Raw genomic sequence first — 13596 nt, 5'->3', positions numbered from 1 at the left:
GTACTGACACAATGACTGAACCGCTAGACACTTCCGCACCCGTTGTAGACGAGAACCGCCTGATCGCCGAGCGCCGCTCCAAACTGGATCGCCTGCGCGAGAATGGCATCGCTTACCCCAACGATTTCCGCCCCGATGTGCACGCTGCCGAACTGCACAGTCAGTACGGTGAACAGGACAAAGATGCCCTGGCAGCAATCAATAAAATGGTGAAAGTGGCTGGCCGCATGATGCTCAAACGTGTCATGGGTAAAGCCAGTTTTGCCACATTGCAAGATGCCTCGGGCCGCATCCAGATCTATCTGGACAAAGGCGTACTGGGCGAAGAACGCTACGCGGAATTCAAAGGCTGGGATATCGGTGACATCCTGGCTGTGGAAGGCACCGTCTTCAAAACCAATAAAGGCGAACTGTCGGTACACGCCACCAGCGTTCGCCTGCTGGCCAAGTCCCTGCGCCCCCTGCCCGACAAATTCCACGGTCTGGCAGATCAGGAACTGAAATACCGTCAGCGTTATGTGGACCTGATCATGGGTGAGCACACTCGCCAGACATTCCTTGCCCGCAGCAAGGTCATGAGCAGTCTGCGCCAGCACATGGCCCAGGCCGACTTTCTGGAAGTGGAAACCCCCATGCTGCACCCGATCCCGGGTGGTGCCTCGGCCAAGCCTTTTATCACGCATCACAACGCGCTGGACATGGAAATGTACCTGCGTATCGCTCCCGAGCTGTATCTGAAGCGTCTGATCGTGGGCGGTTTTGAACGCGTGTTCGAGATCAACCGCAACTTCCGTAACGAAGGTGTCAGCCCCCGTCACAATCCCGAATTCACGATGATGGAGTTTTACGCGGCCTACACCGATTACCAATGGCTGATGGACTTCACTGAAAATCTGATTCGCGAAGCAGCGATCAGCGCCTGTGGCACGGCAACCCTGCAATATCAGGAGCGCGAGCTGGACCTGAGCCAGCCCTTTGATCGCCTGACCATCACCGGTGCGATCATGAAGTACGCTCCGTCCTACACCCAGGAGCAGTTGCAGGACCTTCAGTTCCTGCGCACCGAGCTGGCGCGCTTGAAAGTGGACGTGAATGCGCCGCCATTGCGCGATGCGGGTCTGGGCGCCCTGCAACTGGCTCTGTTTGAAGAAACTGCGGAATCCAAGCTCTGGCACCCTACGTTCATCGTGGACTACCCCGTGGAAGTATCGCCATTGGCACGGGCCTCGGATACCCAGGAGGGCATTACCGAGCGCTTTGAGCTGTTCATCACTGGCCGCGAGATCGCCAATGGCTTCTCGGAGCTGAACGACCCTGAAGATCAGGCAGCTCGCTTCCAGGCCCAGGTTCAAGCCAAGGATGCTGGCGACGAAGAAGCCATGTTCTACGACGCCGACTACATCCGCGCACTGGAGTACGGCATGCCTCCTACAGGCGGCTGCGGTATCGGCATCGACCGTCTGGTCATGTTGTTGACCGATAGCCCCGCGATCCGCGATGTGATCCTGTTCCCTCACCTGCGTCGCGAAGACTGATCGCTGCGCCAGACGCGGCTCTCGCCCGGGCCGCCGCGCCGCGTTTAAGCGGCGCAACGGCCCGGGCGAGCGTCTTGGTAAACAGCGCTGGGCGATTGAACATCGCAACCCTGACAGCCATGTTCGCTCGTTGAGCCACTGACTCTGGTGTAATTCGGCATACCGAATCGACCGAAGCACCTCGTCAAGCCGCAACAGCCAGGTTGGATGCCCCCTTGCCTGGTGCACTCCATGCCTCCCGAACAACAAAAAGGACGCCTTAACGCGTCCTTTTTGTTGTCTGCTCAACGATCAATACATCGTGCGGTGCCTGTACGGACAGCTCATTCAATCCACCGGCAAGCGCATCACCGCCTGCGCCCATTTATGGGCCACTTCAGGCGAAGAAAAACACGAGGCTTTATCCGCCACCACACGCACCGCGCGTTCCAGCAACTGAATGTCGGCTTCGTGCTGGCGCGCCACGTGCGGATCTTCAAAGAAGATCACTCGCTGGCAACGGTTTTCCAAGACCAGCTCCGCAATTTGTGCATCGCCACCCAAAGGGCCGCTCAAGTAAGACTGAATCCAAGGTGTTTCCTTGGGCCAGCCTTTGGACCAGGCCAACTCGTTTAACAAGCGACTGGTCGTGCCCGTCCCCACACGCTGCCCAAATCGCGACAGCAGGTCAAAATGCTTGCTGGCAAAATCAACCATTTTCTCCTTGAGGGCATCATGCGCAATCAGGGCCAAGGTTTGATTAGGGAAGTCGAAAATACGTTTGCAGCTCGAGTCTGGCCACAAACCTCGGCTGACACGCTCTACTTCGATCCATTCAATGGCCCCCATCAAGGTGGAGATAAAGGGTCGACCATGCGTAATGCACTGACGCTTGAGCGCCAGGGCTTCCGGAAAAATGGAAGAAGGGTCCACCGGGTCGATCAAGTAAATGGCGCCATCAAACGGCGGCGTGCCGTCCGGGTTTTGCGTCACCCGGGCAACCAGTTTCATCAACCCTCCATCACGACCGTAGGGATAGCGAACCAGGCCGCCGTAACCTTCCAGCAGGCCCGAACGCTCAATCGCGTTGCAGGTACGCCCTACCGTATAGAGCTCAATCTCCAATTCGCGAATACCGCTGGCCGAACGCCGCAACCACTGAAACAGAGCCGCATCTGCCGAATCATGGTGCAATTGATTGGCCGCCAAACCGAAACGTAATGACATGAGTTCCTACACGGTAAACGATTCGCCACACCCGCAGGAGGCTTTCTCGTTTGGATTGATGAACTTGAAACCTTCATTGAGGCCATCGCGGCCATAGTCCAGACGCGTGCCATCGATGAAAGGCAGGCTTTTGGGATCAACAAACAGTTTAACGCCGTGCTCTTCAAACAGTTGGTCGCCTTCTACCGGCTCATCAACAAAATCCAGTTTGTACGCCAGACCCGAACAACCGGTCAGGCGCACACCCAAACGTAGCCCCAAGCCGCCACCACGCTTTTTTAAATGACGCTGGATATGTTCTGCGGCGGGCTGAGTAAGAGAAATAGACATAATCTGTTCCTTTCTATACACCTGAAGCACAATCAGCCTTCAGGCTTGGACAACTAAAACACGCCTTTGTTCTGCACCGAGGCAACGGCGGCCTGAACCGCCTCCTGGGCCAACAAAGCACAATGCACTTTGACCGGGGGCAATTCCAACGCTTGCTGCACGTCCGCGGACGAAAAGCAGGCTGCCTGCTCCAGACTGCGATTCTGCAACCACTGGGCGGCAAACGACGCAGCGGCAATGGTGCAACCACAACCATATGCCTTGAAACAGCTCTCCTGAATCTGGCCCTGGTCGGATACCTTGAGCTGAATACGGATGACAGCCCCGGTCTCATGGCTACCCGCCTCCCCTGTCCCCACATCAGCATCACTGCTGTTCAGGACACCCACATGACGCGGGTGCAGAAAATGCTCCATGACGGCGTCACTATATCTCATTGTGCGCACGGCTCCGACGCAGACTCATCCCACAAGGGCGAGATGGCCCGCAGCTGTTCGACCACACGGGCGATGGCGGCGATCGTGTCATCCACCTCCTGTTCGGTGGTGAACCGGCCAAGACTTAAACGCAAGGAGCTGTGCGCCAACTGATCGCTACGACCCAGGGCGGTCAACACATAGGAGGGCTCCAGGCTAGCCGACGTACAGGCCGAACCGCTGGACACAGCCAGCTCCGTCAAGGCCATCATCAAGGCCTCACCCTCAATATGATCCACGCTGATATTCAGGTTATGCGGAACGCGCTGCTCCAAGCTTCCATTCAGGTAAAGATCCGGGATACTTTGCAGCCCCGCCCATAAACGATCACGCAGCGCCGTAATGCGCTGATTGTCCTGATCCATCTCCTGGGCAGCCAGCTCAAAAGCTCGCCCCATGCCGACAATCTGATGCGTTGCCAGAGTACCCGAACGAAAACCGCGCTCATGGCCCCCGCCATGGATCTGCGCTTTCAGACGCACCGCCGGCTTACGACGAACGTACAGGGCGCCAATCCCTTTGGGGCCGTAGGTCTTGTGTGCCGACATGGACATCAGATCCACCGGCCACTCCTGCACATTGATCGCCACCTTACCGGTCGCCTGGGCTGCGTCCACATGGAACAGCACCTTGTGCTCACGGCAGACAGCTCCCAAAGCCTGGACATCCTGAATCACGCCAATCTCGTTATTGACCAGCATGACCGAGGCCAGAATCGTGTCTGGGCGAATGGCTTGTGCAAACACCTGCGGGTCAATGAGTCCATTGGGCAGTACATCCAGAAAGGTGATTTCAAACCCTTCATCCTGCAAGGCCAGGCAGGTATCGAGCACGGCCTTGTGCTCCGTACGGACGGTAATGATATGGCGGCCTTTGGCCTGATAAAACTGAGCGGCCCCTTTTAACGCCAAATTGATGGCCTCGGTCGCCCCCGAGGTCCACACGATCTCGCGCGGCTCCGCTCCGATCAGCGAGGCCACCTGGCGGCGCGCTTGGTCCACCGCCTCTTCGGCATCCCACCCGTAAGGATGGCTGCTGGAGGCAGGGTTGCCAAATCGTTCCGTCAACCAGGGGATCATGCTGTCGGCCACACGCGGGTCTACCGGTGTGGTGGCGGCATAATCCATATAGATACGCTGAGCGCGACTCATACAAAACTCCGGATCAGTAGCGGCGAGCGTCCACTACAAGGTACATTCTTCTGGCTGGCCGGCTTCCTGGGCGGCCATCTTGAGTTGACGCAAACGCTGCTGATCAACCAAGTCCTGCAAAGAGACAGAATCCAGGTAATCGACCATTTTACGACTAAGCGTCGCCCAAAGCTCGTGAGTCATGCACTCGCCTTTCTGTCCGTTTGTGCCTTGCTTGCAATTACCCTTGCCACCGCACTGGGTGGCATCAACGGGCTCATCGACCGCAAACACAATGTCAGCAACGGTAATGTGACGGGCCAGACGCGCAAGCGTATAGCCACCACCTGGACCTCGAACGCTATCGACCAGCTCATGGCGGCGCAGTTTGCCAAAGAGCTGTTCAAGATAGGAGAGCGAAATTCCCTGTCGCTGGCTGATGCCTGCGAGCGTCACCGGTCCACTTTGCTGGCGCAGCGCAAGATCGATCATCGCGGTTACGGCGAAACGCCCTTTTGTCGTCAAACGCATGATAGTTTCCTTGCCAAAGGCGAAAGCGGCCGGAATGCCAAAGGCAAATCCGACCAATTTGGTCCAGTATAGCAAATACAGGGGAAACTACCGTGCTTGAGCGCGTGTTTTTACACTTATACTGCAGTGTTATCGCGGCGCTCAGGCGGCACGGTAATGGGGGACGCGCTTGCGAACCAGTTCGAATACGCCCTGACAGGCATCCTCGATATAGTCCATGACCTTATTGAAGCCTTCCTGGCCACCATAATAAGGATCGGGCACGGTCGCCGCCTCGTAGTCGGTGGCAAAACGCATCAACAGCATGAGCTTGTGACGATAAATGGGCGGACACATTTGCTGCAAAGCAGCGTGGTTTTCCCAGTCCATGCTCAAGATAAGGTCGAAGTTGCGAAAGTCCTCGCGTTGGACCTGTCGGGCCTGATAGGCAGAGATGTCATAACCGCGTTTACGAGCGGCTATTTGTGCGCGTGTGTCAGGATGCTCGCCCACATGAAAGCCATGTGTAGCGGCTGAATCCACCAAAATATCTTCCGACAAGCTGGCTTGGTCGACCAGTTGGCGCAAGACGCCTTCGGCGCTGGGAGAGCGGCAAATATTCCCTGTACAGACAAACAGAACCTTACTCATAATGCGTCAAAGTCTGCGGGAAAACCCCAAATAAGGCAAGACAGAACAGAGCCTGAAACAGCCCCCGTCAACCGCTTTGAAAACCGCAAAACCGTATCGTTTGGAGGCTGCAAATCAGCGCTATACGCCAAGGATGGACGTATGGAATAAACCAAAGGCGCGGCACTGTTTGCTTAGCGGATCAAGGCCCTTGATGGGCTGAGGTAAATCAAGCAATACACCTGTGCGATGAAAGCGGATAGCCGAACCCTGTTTTTTCTGACTATCCGTCCAGAAAGAGTTGCAAATACACAACAAAACAATAAAAGAAGCGCTCCTTAGTTCAAAGAAGCGCCTTGATTTCCCCTGTCCGATCAGGCCTTGCGGCACATCACCCCATGAGCAGCTTGGCCTTGAGTCGTTGCAGCTTGTCGCGGGCAGCCGCAGCCTGCTCAAACTCCAGGTTGCGCGCGTGATCCATCATCTCTTTTTCTAAACGCTTGATCTCGCGGGCAGCCGCCTTTTCATCGCGGATCAGCTCCTCGGGAATGTCCTCGCGCAAACCGGCAGTCGGATCAGACGCCACCACACCATCAATCAGCTCGCGCACAGCCTTGTTGACACCACGTGGCGTAATGCCGTTCTCCTCATTAAAAGCAATTTGTTTAGCTCGACGCCGCTCGGTTTCCTCAATGGCCCGATGCATGGAATCGGTCATCCTGTCGGCATACAAAATGGCTTTGCCGTTAAGGTTGCGCGCCGCCCGACCGATGGTTTGAATCAGGCTGCGCTCCGAACGCAGGAAGCCTTCCTTGTCCGCATCCAGAATCGCCACCAAAGACACCTCGGGCAAATCCAGACCCTCGCGCAGCAAGTTAATCCCCACCAAAACATCGAACACGCCCAACCGCAAATCTCGAATGATCTCGGCGCGCTCAACCGTATCAATATCGGAGTGCAGATAGCGCACGCGTATTCCGTTTTCGGACAAATACTCGGTCAAGTCCTCCGACATACGCTTGGTCAGTGTGGTCACCAACACCCGGTTCTGCTGGGCAGTACGCAGCTTGATTTCACCGAGCAGATCATCGACCTGGGTGGTAGCCGGACGCACCTCAATCTCCGGGTCCACCAGGCCAGTAGGCCGCACCACCTGTTCGACCACATTGTCCGCGTGTTCCTGCTCGTACGCGGCCGGCGTGGCTGACACAAACACGGTCTGCGGCATGCGACGCTCGAACTCTTCCAGCTTCAACGGCCGGTTATCCATCGCAGAGGGCAGACGAAAGCCGAACTGCACCAGGGTTTCCTTACGAGAACGGTCACCTCGATACATGGCCCCTAATTGCCCGATCGTGACATGGCTTTCATCGATGAACATCAGGGAATTGCGCGGCAGGTAATCAATCAGTGTCGGTGGCGGATCGCCCGGCGCCGCACCCGACAAATGCCGCGAATAGTTTTCGATTCCCTTGCAGAACCCCAGTTCCTGCAGCATTTCCAGATCAAAACGGGTACGCTGCTCCAGGCGTTGCGCCTCGACCAGATGCCCTTCACGGGTCAGAAACTCCAACCGTTCACGCAGCTCCATCTTGATGGTTTCAATCGCCCGCAACACCGTTTCACGCGGCGTCACGTAGTGAGAACTGGGGAACACCGTAAAGCGGTTGAGCTTTTGCACCACTTTGCCGGTCAGCGGGTCAAACAGCTCCAGCTCTTCCAGTTCGTCATCAAACAGACTGACCCGCAAAGCCAGCTCCGCGTTTTCCGCCGGAAAAATATCAACCACCTCACCGCGGGCCCGAAACACCCCACGCTGAAAATCCAGGTCGTTACGCTCATATTGCATGGCCACAAGACGCGCCAGCAGTTCCTGCCGGGCAATACGGTCGCCTTTGCGCAAGGTCAGCACCATGGCGTGGTAGTCACCCGGATTACCTATGCCGTAAATGCAGGACACGGTGCCCACAATAATGGTGTCGGGTCGCTCCAGCAGGCTTTTCGTGGCTGACAAACGCATCTGCTCGATGTGCTCATTGATGGACGAGTCCTTTTCAATGAACAGATCTCGCGAGGGCACATAGGCCTCGGGCTGATAGTAGTCGTAGTAAGAAACAAAATACTCGACGGCATTGCGCGGAAAGAACTCGCGCATCTCGGCATACAACTGCGCTGCCAGGGTTTTATTGGGTGCCAGCACAATGGCTGGACGTCCCGTACGCGCGATGATGTTGGCCATGGTGTAGGTTTTGCCCGAGCCCGTCACCCCCAGCAGAGTCTGGTACATCAAGCCATCATTAATCCCTTCGACCAACTGCTCGATGGCCGCCGGCTGGTCGCCAGCAGGCAAATAAGGTTGGAAAAGTTTGAAGGAACTCCCCGGAAATTCTTGAAAGGCAGGCTCAAATTTCATGCTAGACACACTTTAGGGTAAGCCCGTATTATCACATTAATGCTTTGTTTTTCTACCTTTCCGCACTAACGCCCCCATATCATCATGACATCGCTCTTCGAAACCGTCGAACTGGCTCCACGCGACCCCATTTTGGGTTTGAACGAACAATACAATGCCGACGAACGCAGCGGCAAAGTAAATCTTGGAGTCGGTGTTTACTACGACGATCAAGGGCGAATCCCGATTTTGCAGGCGGTTCAGAAGGCTGAACAAGCCATGATGAGCACTGCTGCTGCCCGCAGCTACCTGCCCATCGAAGGGATCAACACCTACAATCTGGGCGCTCAAACCCTGTTGCTGGGCGCTGACTCCCCCGTCATTGCCGAAGGACGCGCCCTGACTGTCCAATCTCTGGGCGGGACCGGCGCACTGAAAATCGGTGCCGATTTCCTGCAGCAGCTGCTGCCCCAGTCCAAGGTCTACATCAGCGATCCAAGCTGGGAAAATCACCGCGCCCTGTTCGAGCGTGCGGGCTTCACGGTCGACACCTACACCTATTACGATGCAGCCACCCATGGCCTGAACTTTGAAGGCATGATCGCGTCCTTGCGCACCATGCCCGCCCAGTCCATCGTGGTGCTGCACGCCTGCTGCCACAATCCCACGGGCGTGGACCCCAGCATGGAACAATGGGCACAGATCGCCGAACTGATTAAAGAGCGTCAACTGGTTCCATTCCTGGACATTGCCTACCAGGGCTTCGGTGACGGCCTGGACGAAGACGCCAGCGTCGTGCGCCTGTTTGCCAAGCTGGGGCTGTCCATGTTCATCAGCTCCTCGTTCTCCAAATCCTTTTCGCTGTACGGTGAGCGTGTGGGTGCCCTGACCCTGGTCACATCCAGCAAGGATGAGACGTCGCGCGTGCTCAGTCAGGTCAAGCGCGTGATTCGCACCAACTACTCCAACCCCCCTACCCACGGTGGCAAAGTAGTGGCCACGGTACTGAACTCTCCCGAATTGTTCCAGACCTGGGCCACTGAACTGGCCGGCATGCGTGAGCGCATCCGCGACATGCGCGCCCAGCTGGTTGCCAAGCTGAAAGAGCACGGCGTCGCACAAAACTTCGACTTCGTTCTGCAACAGCGCGGCATGTTCTCCTACTCGGGCCTGACCGCCGAGCAAGTAGAGCGTCTGCGCCAGGAGCATGGGATTTACGCGGTCAGCAGCGGCCGCATCTGCGTTGCCGCACTGAACAGCCAGAACATTGACGTCGTGGCCAAGGCCATCGCTCAAGTCCTGAAATAAGCCGGCCTTAGCCCTACCCACCAACGCCCTTCTCCGGAAGGGCGTTGTTGTTACAGCCCTTGGAAAACACTCATGACCGACGCGATTTCCCTACATACCGACCGCCTGCTTCTCCGCCCTTGGAACGCCACCGATCTGGAGCCCTTTCACCGTTTGAACCGTGATCCGCATGCACTACGCTTTTATCCCGCAACGCTGGATCGTGCTCAAAGTGATGCCATCGCTCAGCGAAGCCAAAGTCTGATCGAAGAACACGGCTGGGGCCCTTGGGCAGTAGAACTGAACGAAACCGGCGCATTCATCGGCATGGTGGGCTTGAACCGCCCCACGGCCGACCTGTATTTTCAACCTTGCGTAGAACTGGTCTGGCGCCTGTTACCCGAGTACTGGGGCAAGGGGTTTGCGACGGAAGCGGCTCGCGCCTGCCTAGCCTTTGCTTTCAAAGAACTGGAGCTGGAGCAGATCGTTGCTTACACCGCGCAACTGAACCTCCCTTCGCAAACCGTTATGCAACGTCTGGGCATGACGGAGCAGCCGGGCACCTTCGATCATCCCGGCGTCCCTGCCGGCCACAAACTTGTGCCGCATGTTCTGTATACACTGGACCGCAAGGATTGGAACCCGCCCGCTTCGGTGCCACCAAAGGCCAAAAGTTAAGTCTTTACGGCCTGAGCCGCTTGCCAAAACACGAACGGTAACGCACAATCTTTACTGTATATATATTCAGCAGACAATACTATGACCGCCAAGCTCACTGCACGCCAACAACAAGTGCTGGACATCATCCGTTCCGAGATCGAACGGACCGGTTTCCCTCCCACTCGAGCCGAGATCGCTCAGGTGCTGGGCTTTAAGTCCGCCAATGCAGCCGAAGATCATTTGAAGGCTCTGGCCCGTAAAGGCGCTATCGAGCTGACGGCCGGCGCTTCGCGCGGCATACGACTGCTCGGCACGGACACCCGCGACAGTACGCCTAGCAGCAACAACGTACTGGCCAATTTGGCCGATGCACTTTTGCTGCCGATCATTGGTCGCGTTGCCGCCGGCAGTCCTATTCTGGCCACCGAGCATATCGAGCGCGAAATTGGCGTTGCCCCCACCCTTTTCTCTCAAACGCCCGACTATCTGCTGCGTGTACGTGGCCTGAGCATGAAAGACGCCGGTATTTTCGATGGGGACCTGCTGGCAGTCAAAAAAACCACCGAGGCACGTAATGGTCAGATTGTGGTGGTTCGCATTGGGGATGATGTCACGGTCAAGCGCCTGTCACGCTCCAGCAATCAGGTAATCCTCTTGCCCGAAAACCCGGACTTTGAGCCGATTGTCGTCACTGATCCCGACTCCCTGTCCCTGGAAGGCATTGCTGTCGGTCTCATTCGCACCAACCCGCTCCATTAAGCCCCTGTCCTGGCCCAGGTTCCGGGCGACATACACAGACCAAGCTCAAAACCCCATACCCCATTGTGGACTATGGGGCTTTTTTTGCGGCTTGCCCCTACCAGGCACGGCAAGCGCAGGAATGACTCAGCCCCGCCTGGGTAGCACTCCCAACATGCAAACAGGCTACCTTGAACCCAAGGTAGCCTGTTTTTGGTCCTGCGAGAAAGAACGGCTTAGTGCTTGAATGACTCGGAGCCAGCACCAGCAGCACGAGAGGCCGCCAGGGCTTCAGCAGCCAAACGAGCCACTTCCTCGTCGCTCAAGGGCGTGACGGGATCTTGCAGCGCTACTTCCAATACGCGATCAATCCAACGCACCGGAATGATCTCCAGCGTGTTTTTCACGTTATCGGGAATATCCGCCAAGTCCTTGACGTTTTCCTCCGGGATCATCACGGTTTTGATACCGCCGCGTTGCGCTGCCAACAGCTTCTCTTTCAAGCCACCGATAGGCAGAACTTCGCCGCGCAAGGTGATTTCACCCGTCATGGCCACGTCGGCACGAACCGGAATACCCGTCAGGCTGGATACGATAGCGGTCGTGATGGCGATACCGGCCGATGGACCATCCTTGGGCGTCGCGCCCTCTGGAAAGTGTACGTGCAGATCACGCTTCTCAAACACCGTATTGGGGATACCCCACTTCTGAGCACGGGATCGCACAACCGTACGGGCCGCTTCGACCGACTCTTTCATCACGTCACCGATCGAACCGGTACGCAGCACATTGCCTTTACCGGGCATATCGGCGACTTCGATGGTCAGCAAATCGCCACCCACCTCGGTCCAGGCCAGACCAGTCACCTGACCAATCTTGTTCTCTTTCTCGGCCAGGCCGAAGGAGAAACGACGCACGCCCAGGTATTCGCTCAGGTTCTCCGAGGTAACCACCAGGGTTTCCTGCGTCAAAACCTTGTGACGGGACGCTCGTGTGCCAGCCTGAGGATTGGCTACCAGCAATTTGCGAACCACCTTGCGGCAGATTTTGCTGATTTCCCGCTCCAGCGAACGGACACCCGCTTCCCGCGTGTAGTAGCGTACGATGTCGCGCACGGCATCTTCCGTCACCTCGAGTTCGCCTTCGCGTACGCCGTTGTTTTTCATCAGCTTGGGCAGAAGGTAATCGAAGGCAATCCGCACCTTTTCGTCTTCGGTGTAACCCGACAGACGAATCACTTCCATACGGTCCAGCAGGGCCGGTGGAATATTCAAGGTGTTGCTGGTTGCCACAAACATCACATCGGACAGGTCGTAGTCCACTTCCAGGTAGTGATCCTGGAAGGTGTGGTTTTGTTCAGGGTCCAGAACCTCCAGCAATGCCGAGGATGGATCACCACGGAAATCCGCACCCATCTTGTCGATCTCATCCAACAGGAACAGCGGGTTGCGTACACCCACCTTGCTCATGTTCTGAACCACCTTGCCGGGCATGGAGCCGATGTACGTACGGCGGTGACCACGAATCTCGGCCTCGTCACGCACCCCACCCAAAGCCATGCGAATGAACTTGCGGTTCGTGGCCTTGGCTATCGACTGACCCAAAGAGGTTTTACCCACACCCGGAGGGCCAACCAGACACAGGATAGGTGCCTTGAGCTTGTCCACGCGCTGCTGCACTGCCAGGTACTCGACAATCCGTTCCTTGACCTTCTCCAGGCCAAAGTGATCCGCATCCAACACATCCTGGGCATTGCTCAAGGAGTTATTGATACGGCTCTTTTTACGCCACGGCAAGCCGACCAGCGTTTCAATGTAGTTGCGCACCACCGTAGCTTCGGCTGACATCGGCGACATCAGCTTGAGCTTCTTCATTTCGGATTCGGCTTTCTTAAGCGCCTCTTTGCTCAGTTGGGCCTGTTCAATGCGTTTTTCCAGCTCTTCAACATCCGCACCGTCCTCGCCTTCGCCCAACTCTTTCTGAATGGCCTTGACCTGCTCATTCAGATAGTAATCACGCTGGCTCTTTTCCATCTGCTTTTTCACACGGCCGCGAATACGCTTCTCGACCTGCAAGATGTCAATTTCGCCTTCCAACTGAGACAACAAACCTTCCAGGCGCTCCATAGCCTTGGGCGTTTCCAGCATGCCTTGCTTTTGCTCTAACTTCAAAGGCAAGTGAGCAGCAATGGTATCGGCCAGACGACCGGCGTCATCAATCCCCGTCAGAGAAGTGAGAATCTCCTGAGGAATTTTCTTGTTCAATTTGACGTATTGCTCGAACTGGCTCAGCACAGCACGGCGCAGCGCTTCGGTTTCAGCCGCATCACCGGCATCACCGGGCACCTCGACCACGGAGGCCATGAAGTGGGTTTCCGCATCCTGAACCTGCGTGATGCGAGCGCGCTGCAAACCCTCGACCAGCACCTTAACCGTGCCATCGGGCAGCTTGAGCATTTGCAAAATACTGGCCGCACACGCAATTTCGTAGAGATCCTCGGGAGCAGGATCGTCCTTGCCCGCGGACTTTTGCGCCACCAGCATAATATTGTTGCCGGACTCCATCGCCAGCTCAAGAGCTTTAATCGAGCGAGGCCGGCCCACAAAAAGCGGAATCACCATGTGAGGGAACACCACTACATCGCGCAAAGGAAGCAGCGGCAGCTCAATAGGTTCCGTAGAAAGAATCTGGCTCGCAGACAT

At 56.5% G+C, this 13596-nt stretch carries 12 protein-coding genes; 4 read left to right on the top strand and 8 right to left on the bottom strand.

The annotated features are described in order from the left end of the window. Positions 1–11 precede the first annotated feature (11 nt). The gene (gene lysS / locus RSQ48_RS07030; RefSeq protein WP_131071567.1) at positions 12–1535 is read left to right on the top strand and encodes a lysine--tRNA ligase; all 1524 of its coding nucleotides are present in this window, start codon (positions 12–14) and stop codon (positions 1533–1535) included. Positions 1536–1862: 327 nt separating this feature from the next. On the opposite strand, the gene RSQ48_RS07025 is transcribed toward lysS, so the two are convergent. From RSQ48_RS07025 to uvrB, 7 genes are all read right to left on the bottom strand, one after another. Further along, complete coding sequence (locus tag RSQ48_RS07025; RefSeq protein WP_059317753.1) at positions 1863–2741, bottom strand: methylglyoxal synthase; 879 nt, start codon at positions 2739–2741, stop codon at positions 1863–1865. A gap of 6 nt (positions 2742–2747) precedes the next feature. Then, positions 2748–3071, bottom strand: a complete 324-nt coding sequence (locus tag RSQ48_RS07020; RefSeq protein ID WP_003801383.1) for a HesB/IscA family protein — start codon at positions 3069–3071, stop codon at positions 2748–2750. A gap of 53 nt (positions 3072–3124) precedes the next feature. Beyond that, positions 3125–3508: an iron-sulfur cluster assembly scaffold protein gene (locus tag RSQ48_RS07015; protein ID WP_240208802.1), complete on the bottom strand. Its 384-nt coding sequence runs from the start codon at positions 3506–3508 to the stop codon at positions 3125–3127. After that, positions 3505–4698 (bottom strand): IscS subfamily cysteine desulfurase, encoded by a 1194-nt coding sequence (locus RSQ48_RS07010; RefSeq protein ID WP_059317754.1) that lies wholly within the window; start codon positions 4696–4698, stop codon positions 3505–3507. The genes RSQ48_RS07015 and RSQ48_RS07010 overlap by 4 nt, the downstream gene beginning before the upstream one ends. Positions 4699–4731: 33 nt before the next feature. Next, a complete protein-coding gene (iscR, locus tag RSQ48_RS07005; RefSeq protein ID WP_051010420.1) occupies positions 4732–5208 on the bottom strand; it encodes a Fe-S cluster assembly transcriptional regulator IscR in 477 nt (158 codons plus the stop codon). Positions 5209–5349: 141 nt separating this feature from the next. After that, a complete protein-coding gene (locus tag RSQ48_RS07000; RefSeq protein WP_039943261.1) occupies positions 5350–5841 on the bottom strand; it encodes a low molecular weight protein-tyrosine-phosphatase in 492 nt (163 codons plus the stop codon). Between the two features lie 367 nt (positions 5842–6208). Continuing rightward, positions 6209–8230: an excinuclease ABC subunit UvrB gene (uvrB, locus tag RSQ48_RS06995; RefSeq protein WP_240208803.1), complete on the bottom strand. Its 2022-nt coding sequence runs from the start codon at positions 8228–8230 to the stop codon at positions 6209–6211. Between the two features lie 84 nt (positions 8231–8314). Between uvrB and RSQ48_RS06990 the strand changes: the two genes are divergently transcribed. The 3 genes from RSQ48_RS06990 to lexA all read left to right on the top strand — a co-directional run bounded on the left by RSQ48_RS06990 (position 8315) and on the right by lexA (position 10915). Continuing rightward, entirely contained in the window at positions 8315–9517 is a 1203-nt protein-coding gene (locus RSQ48_RS06990; RefSeq protein WP_003801389.1) for an amino acid aminotransferase, read from the top strand. A gap of 72 nt (positions 9518–9589) precedes the next feature. Then, the gene (locus tag RSQ48_RS06985) at positions 9590–10174 is read left to right on the top strand and encodes a GNAT family N-acetyltransferase (RefSeq protein ID WP_240208804.1); all 585 of its coding nucleotides are present in this window, start codon (positions 9590–9592) and stop codon (positions 10172–10174) included. Positions 10175–10255: 81 nt separating this feature from the next. Continuing rightward, on the top strand, positions 10256–10915 hold the full coding sequence (lexA, locus tag RSQ48_RS06980; protein ID WP_003801392.1) for a transcriptional repressor LexA: 660 nt from the start codon (positions 10256–10258) through the stop codon (positions 10913–10915). A gap of 215 nt (positions 10916–11130) precedes the next feature. Here the strand turns inward: lexA and lon are convergent, their stop codons facing one another. Further along, positions 11131–13596, bottom strand: coding sequence for an endopeptidase La (gene lon, locus RSQ48_RS06975; RefSeq protein ID WP_240208805.1), 2466 nt, complete (start codon positions 13594–13596; stop codon positions 11131–11133).

Origin of the sequence: Alcaligenes sp. SJTW-7, assembly GCF_047716895.1 — a bacterium.
GTDB classification, from domain to species: Bacteria; Pseudomonadota; Gammaproteobacteria; order Burkholderiales; family Burkholderiaceae_B; genus Alcaligenes; species Alcaligenes ammonioxydans.
The sequence above is the reverse complement of the archived record's forward strand: the minus strand, read 5'-3'. Positions and strand labels throughout refer to the sequence as shown.

Excerpts from the sequence above, each read along its gene's own strand:
- lysS (WP_131071567.1), top strand. The coding sequence starts at position 12 with ATGACTGAACCGCTAGACACTTCCGCACCCGTTGTAGACGAGAACCGC.
- RSQ48_RS07025 (WP_059317753.1), bottom strand. The coding sequence starts at position 2,741 with ATGTCATTACGTTTCGGTTTGGCGGCCAATCAATTGCACCATGATTCG.
- RSQ48_RS07020 (WP_003801383.1), bottom strand. The coding sequence starts at position 3,071 with ATGTCTATTTCTCTTACTCAGCCCGCCGCAGAACATATCCAGCGTCAT.
- RSQ48_RS07015 (WP_240208802.1), bottom strand. The coding sequence starts at position 3,508 with ATGAGATATAGTGACGCCGTCATGGAGCATTTTCTGCACCCGCGTCAT.
- RSQ48_RS07010 (WP_059317754.1), bottom strand. The coding sequence starts at position 4,698 with ATGAGTCGCGCTCAGCGTATCTATATGGATTATGCCGCCACCACACCG.
- iscR (WP_051010420.1), bottom strand. The coding sequence starts at position 5,208 with ATGCGTTTGACGACAAAAGGGCGTTTCGCCGTAACCGCGATGATCGAT.
- uvrB (WP_240208803.1), bottom strand. The coding sequence starts at position 8,230 with ATGAAATTTGAGCCTGCCTTTCAAGAATTTCCGGGGAGTTCCTTCAAA.
- RSQ48_RS06990 (WP_003801389.1), top strand. The coding sequence starts at position 8,315 with ATGACATCGCTCTTCGAAACCGTCGAACTGGCTCCACGCGACCCCATT.
- RSQ48_RS06985 (WP_240208804.1), top strand. The coding sequence starts at position 9,590 with ATGACCGACGCGATTTCCCTACATACCGACCGCCTGCTTCTCCGCCCT.
- lexA (WP_003801392.1), top strand. The coding sequence starts at position 10,256 with ATGACCGCCAAGCTCACTGCACGCCAACAACAAGTGCTGGACATCATC.
- lon (WP_240208805.1), bottom strand. The coding sequence starts at position 13,596 with ATGTCTGCGAGCCAGATTCTTTCTACGGAACCTATTGAGCTGCCGCTG.